Annotated in this window: 8 protein-coding genes; 1 reads left to right on the top strand and 7 read right to left on the bottom strand. The window is 43.0% G+C overall.

Annotated elements, in window-relative coordinates:
• A partial coding sequence (locus AB4589_RS24930; protein ID WP_206747607.1) for a hypothetical protein occupies positions 1-186 on the top strand: 186 nt, incomplete at its 5' end.
• Here AB4589_RS24930 and fusA read toward each other — a convergent pair.
• From fusA to AB4589_RS24895, 7 genes are all read right to left on the bottom strand, one after another.
• Positions 167-2,263 (bottom strand): elongation factor G, encoded by a 2,097-nt coding sequence (fusA, locus tag AB4589_RS24925; RefSeq protein WP_012604915.1) that lies wholly within the window; start codon positions 2,261-2,263, stop codon positions 167-169. The two genes, AB4589_RS24930 and fusA, sit on opposite strands and share 20 nt — an antisense overlap.
• 166 nt (positions 2,264-2,429) lie before the next feature.
• Entirely contained in the window at positions 2,430-2,900 is a 471-nt protein-coding gene (gene rpsG, locus AB4589_RS24920; protein WP_012604916.1) for a 30S ribosomal protein S7, read from the bottom strand.
• Positions 2,901-3,004: 104 nt separating this feature from the next.
• Positions 3,005-3,379, bottom strand: a complete 375-nt coding sequence (gene rpsL, locus AB4589_RS24915; RefSeq protein ID WP_012604917.1) for a 30S ribosomal protein S12 — start codon at positions 3,377-3,379, stop codon at positions 3,005-3,007.
• A gap of 181 nt (positions 3,380-3,560) precedes the next feature.
• Complete coding sequence (gene tusB, locus AB4589_RS24910; RefSeq protein WP_135382425.1) at positions 3,561-3,836, bottom strand: sulfurtransferase complex subunit TusB; 276 nt, start codon at positions 3,834-3,836, stop codon at positions 3,561-3,563.
• Positions 3,837-3,844: 8 nt separating this feature from the next.
• A complete protein-coding gene (tusC, locus tag AB4589_RS24905; RefSeq protein WP_269335859.1) occupies positions 3,845-4,201 on the bottom strand; it encodes a sulfurtransferase complex subunit TusC in 357 nt (118 codons plus the stop codon).
• Positions 4,198-4,587 carry a sulfurtransferase complex subunit TusD gene (gene tusD, locus AB4589_RS24900; RefSeq protein ID WP_372101908.1) on the bottom strand — a complete coding sequence of 130 codons (390 nt, stop codon included), beginning with the start codon at positions 4,585-4,587 and terminating at the stop codon, positions 4,198-4,200. Before tusD ends, tusC begins: the two co-directional genes overlap by 4 nt.
• Complete coding sequence (locus tag AB4589_RS24895) at positions 4,581-5,306, bottom strand: transcriptional regulator (RefSeq protein ID WP_012604921.1); 726 nt, start codon at positions 5,304-5,306, stop codon at positions 4,581-4,583. The genes tusD and AB4589_RS24895 overlap by 7 nt, the downstream gene beginning before the upstream one ends.
• Between the last annotated feature and the right edge of the window lie 174 nt (positions 5,307-5,480).

Below are 5,480 nucleotides of genomic sequence, written 5' to 3'. Positions count from 1 at the left end.
TCAAATTTTTCTTTAGACACAATCGTGTTCCTTCCTAGTTATGATTCGCCACGTTCATTATTGAGCGAGACGCGCCAGAAATTGCTATTTTATGCGCCAACTCTCGTTAGCGCAATATTTGGACGCATTGTTCTTTCAAAAAATGAAAAAAATGCGTCCCTTTTGTTTAACCACGCTCTGCAATGATTGCATTAGCAACATTTTTTGGCACTTCAGCGTACTCACTAAACTCCATAGAGTAAGAAGCACGACCTTGTGTCGCAGAACGTAAATCAGTTGCGTAACCGAACATGACAGACAACGGAACTTGTGCACGAATTATCTTCAGGCCAGCTGTCCCCTCGTCCATACCTTCGATGATGCCGCGACGACGGTTAATATCGCCAACAACGTCACCCATCCAGTCTTCTGGAGTAGTTACTTCAACTTTCATCATAGGCTCAAGCAAAACTGGTTGCGCTTCTAGTGCACCTGTTCTGAAAGCCATAGAGGCAGCGATTGTAAACGCCATCTCACTTGAATCTACTTCATGGTAAGAACCATCATATAGTGTAGCTTTGATATCCAAAACTGGATAGCCCGCTAATACACCATTGTTCATTTGCTCTTCAACGCCTTTAGCGACAGAGGTAATGAACTCTTTTGGCACGATACCATTGGCAATTTCATCTACGAAGACAAAGCCTTCACCGGCTTCTGATGGTTCCAGTTTCAGCCACACGTGACCGTACTGTCCTTTACCACCATGTTCGCGGATAAATTTACCTTCAGCTTTCGCTGTACCACGAATGGTTTCACGATAAGCAACTTGTGGATTACCAACGTTGCAGTTCACACTGAATTCACGCTTCATGCGGTCAACGATGATATCTAAGTGCAGTTCACCCATACCAGAGATTAGTGTCTGGCCAGTCTCGTCATCCGTTTCAACACGGAACGATGGATCTTCTGCCGCTAGCTTACCTAACGCGATAGTCATTTTATCTTGATCAGCTTGAGAGCGAGGCTCTACAACGATCTGAATAACTGGGTCTGGGAATTCCATACGTTCAAGAACAATTTTATGGTTCTGATCACATAGAGTTTCACCAGTAGTAACATCTTTAAGGCCGATAATGGCTGCGATGTCACCTGCTCGTACTTCTTTTACTTCTTCACGCTTGTTTGAGTGCATTTGAACAATGCGCCCTAAACGTTCACGTTGTTTCTTCACAGAGTTGTAAGCTGTTTTACCGCTTTCAACAACACCAGAGTAAACACGGATGAAAGTTAAAGTACCAACAAATGGGTCTGTTGCAATTTTAAATGCTAGCGCTGAGAACGGTTCTTTGTCGTCTGCATGACGCTCTGCTTCGTTCTCGTCTTCATCGATACCTTTAATTGCAGGTACATCGACTGGAGAAGGAAGGAAGTCAACAACTGCATCTAGAACAGCTTGTACACCTTTGTTTTTGAATGCACTACCACATGTAGCAAGTACGATTTCATTATTAAGGGTACGAGTACGAAGACCTTGTTTGATTTCAGCTTCTGTTAGTTCACCTTCTTCAAGGTACTTATCCATCAGCTCTTCATTTGCTTCTGCAGCAGCTTCAACAAGTTCTGTACGATATTCTTCAGCCATTTCTTGCATGTCTGCAGGAATATCTTCGTACGTGAAAGTCATGCCTTGGTCAGCTTCATTCCAGTTAATCGCCTTCATCTTGATAAGATCGACAACGCCTTGGAAGTTTTCTTCAGCACCAATGTTCAGTTGAATTGGAACAGGAGTTGCGCCTAGGCGATCCTTGATCTGTTCAACTACACGCAAGAAGTCTGCGCCTGTACGGTCCATTTTATTAACGAAAACCATACGTGGAACTTGGTACTTATCAGCTTGACGCCATACAGTCTCTGACTGAGGTTCAACACCAGATGAGCCACAGAACACAACAACTGCACCATCAAGCACACGCAGAGAACGTTCTACTTCGATTGTGAAGTCAACGTGCCCCGGAGTGTCGATGATATTAATACGGTGGTCAGAGTACTGAGCTTCCATACCACGCCAAAACGTAGTAGTTGCTGCTGAAGTGATCGTAATACCGCGCTCTTGCTCTTGCTCCATCCAATCCATGGTTGCTGCACCATCGTGAACTTCGCCGATTTTGTGAGAAAGACCGGTATAGAACAGAATACGTTCACTTGTGGTTGTTTTACCTGCATCTACGTGAGCAACGATACCGATATTACGGTATTGCTCAATAGGAGTTTTACGAGCCACGGTTGAATCCTCTTATTAGAGACTTAGGGACTATTGCTATGTCTAGATTATGCGTTAAAAGCGATACTTCGCTAAAAAGTGCTTGCCCTAGAAATAGCAATAGTTCCTAGCATAAGCATAGGAACTAAAGAAGTGCTGCAAGGAAACTTGCAGCACTAAAAAGGTATTACCAGCGGTAATGTGCGAACGCTTTGTTTGCGTCAGCCATACGGTGAACGTCTTCACGTTTCTTAACCGAAGTACCTTTGTTCTCAGACGCGTCTAGCATTTCAGCAGCTAGGCGTTGAGCCATAGATTTTTCACCACGCTTACGCGCAGCTTCAACTACCCAACGCATAGCAAGAGCGTTACGGCGAACCGGACGAACTTCTACAGGTACTTGGTAAGTTGAACCACCCACACGGCGAGATTTAACTTCTACCGCTGGACGAACATTTTCAAGAGCTTCTTCAAATACAGCTAAGTGATCTTTACCAGATTTCTCAGCCATAACTTCTAGTGCAGTGTAAACAATCTTCTCTGCAGTAGATTTTTTTCCGTCAACCATAAGGATGTTAACGAATTTTGCCAGCAGCTCAGATTTGAACTTAGGATCTGGAAGGATCTTACGCTGGCCTATTACGCGACGACGTGGCATGGAATTTCTCCGTTGTCTTCTTCAGGTTTTTTCCAAAACTTTTCAGAATAATAAATAAATAGTGTTTGGCCTTACTTAACGCTTTCTTTTAAAAAAAAGACGCATTAAGACTTAGGACGTTTCACACCATACTTAGAACGACCTTTCTTACGGTCGTTAACGCCTGCACAGTCAAGTGCACCGCGAACAGTGTGGTAACGCACACCTGGTAAATCTTTAACACGACCACCACGGATAAGAACAACACTGTGTTCTTGAAGGTTATGACCTTCGCCGCCGATGTATGAAGTAACTTCAAAGCCGTTAGTTAGACGAACACGACATACTTTACGTAGTGCTGAGTTCGGTTTTTTTGGAGTAGTAGTATATACGCGAGTACATACACCACGTTTTTGTGGGCACGCTTCTAGTGCAGGCACGTTGCTTTTAACAACCTGCTTTACACGAGGAGTACGTACCAACTGGTTAATAGTTGCCATTAACTAGCTCCTGATTTACTTGAAAGTAAGCTTGATGAAAAATCTAGCCCTATTACACATAGTGTAAATAGGGACGCAAAATTCTATTCAGCAGTGGGATGTGTGTCAAGAAATATACAGATCTTTTTTAGCCGTCTAGAGCTCAGGATGGTCTTTATTTAACCACACTGATAAAATGCAGCTACCAAGTGACTGATTTGTCGTTCAAAACAGTCAGTTTTACGAATCCATCGAAGTCCACTTGATCCAGAGAGCTTGAAGCAAGTTGTTGTAGACCTCGACTATAAAGATCTGTTTTTAATACCGACACATGTTTAACGGTTGAGATTTGATTGAATAACTCATGATTTGGAAGGCAAACATACACCGCATCTTCAACCAAAAGGATGTGATCCTGTTGTTGCGAGTACGCCAATGCAAGCTTGAGTTTGTCTACTGATTTTACAATATGAAGCATAACGTTCCCTAGAAAGTCAGTATTTTTTTGCTCTGAGCTAACTTCTGCGTCAACTCATTCACTTCTAGCGCAGTCACATCGATCAGTAAGTTATCAGTCGAGAGACCAAACTGATTGAGGCTATGTTGACACACGTAAACCTGCTCGATGTCGTAGAGGTCCATAAGCTTGAATGCAGAAATATAGTCACGTGATAAGGATTCATCAGGCTGTTGCGCTTTGAGAAGCTGTGTAACGCCATCACCGACAAAGAATACGCTAATGTCTTCACTGTAAGCTGAAGCCGCTAACAATGCGTCTAGCCCCTCCCTACCCGCAGCCGTTGTATGAGGAAAGCTGTTAAATATAAATGCTAATGTGCTCAAAACTGGACAACCCTATCTTGCGTCAGAAGTGCTTCAGATAAACTCCCTAAGCCAGCTTGGGTAAACCCAGCCGCCAAGTTAGAGGCACTTAATTGATGTTGCGCCGCTTCTTCAGTGCTGATAACTCCACGCCTTAGCGCAGCAGCAACACATGTCTCTAGGCTAACATTGTGCTCGTCCGCCAATTTTTGCCAAGCGGCAGCTAAATCAAATTCATCATTAGCAGGCACAGTAATGCCAGAGCCATTACTGACGCCGTCTTGATAGAAGAACACACTGTGAAGTTTGTGGCCCTGTTTCAATAGAGCCACAGCAAACTGATAAGCACTTCTTGCGGATTGTGAGCCGTAAACGGGTCCATTAACTAAGAGTGTATAGCTTAACAACCCTCTTCATCCTCTGTTTTACGTTGACGGATGTACAAGTACACTGTGTGCTTAGAGATATTCAATCGCTCAGCAACGCGGTTAATCGCGTCTTTGATGTCGAAAATACCTTTGTCGTATAGCTCCATCACGATTTGGCGATTTTTGGTGTTGTTCGATACAGATTTGTCTGCATTGATTTCTTCAATCGTGCGTTCAACCGTTTGATCGACAAGTTCTTCAACATCACTAGCAAAGTTAACAGATGACGCAGCTTCGTCCGCGTCTTGCGTAGGCATGAAAGATTGCAGCACTTGTGAGAATGGCGCATCTAAGTTCACGTTAATACACAGTAAGCCAATCACTCGGTCTTCACCATTGCGGATAGCAACCGTGATCGACTTCATTAGTACCCCGCCTTTAGCGCGAGTAAAATATGAACGAGAGAAGTTACGCTTAGAACCTTCAATATCTTTCAACATCTTCAATGCAAGATCGGTGATTGGCGAACCAACCTGACGGCCTGTATTTTCACCATTGGCAATTTTAATCGCTGAAGTATTGAGGTCTTCTAAAGAGTGTAAAACGATTTCACAAAACGGACCGATCAGACTCGCAATACCATCAACTACGGCCTCATAAGATCTTAAGATAATTTTATCGTGTTCACTGAATGGCATGACATGGACTGATTCCATTTCGAGTAACATGTCCGCATTGACTGTTTCTGTAGTAGTCACTTATTCCTTACCTTCGTGTGAAAAATCAACAAATTTATGTAAGTTTATCAGAAAATTTTAATTGCACACCTAGCTAACATTGCAACTAGTGATTTAGAACAAGTTTAAAAATCAAATACTCATATTCAAGTCATAAAAAAAGCCTAACTTAAAGTTATAATGCCGATCGTTTAA

Source organism: Vibrio sp. 10N.222.49.A3, from assembly GCF_041475145.1.
GTDB lineage: Bacteria > Pseudomonadota > Gammaproteobacteria > Enterobacterales > Vibrionaceae > Vibrio > Vibrio tasmaniensis_A.
The sequence above is the reverse complement of the archived record's forward strand: the minus strand, read 5'-3'. Positions and strand labels throughout refer to the sequence as shown.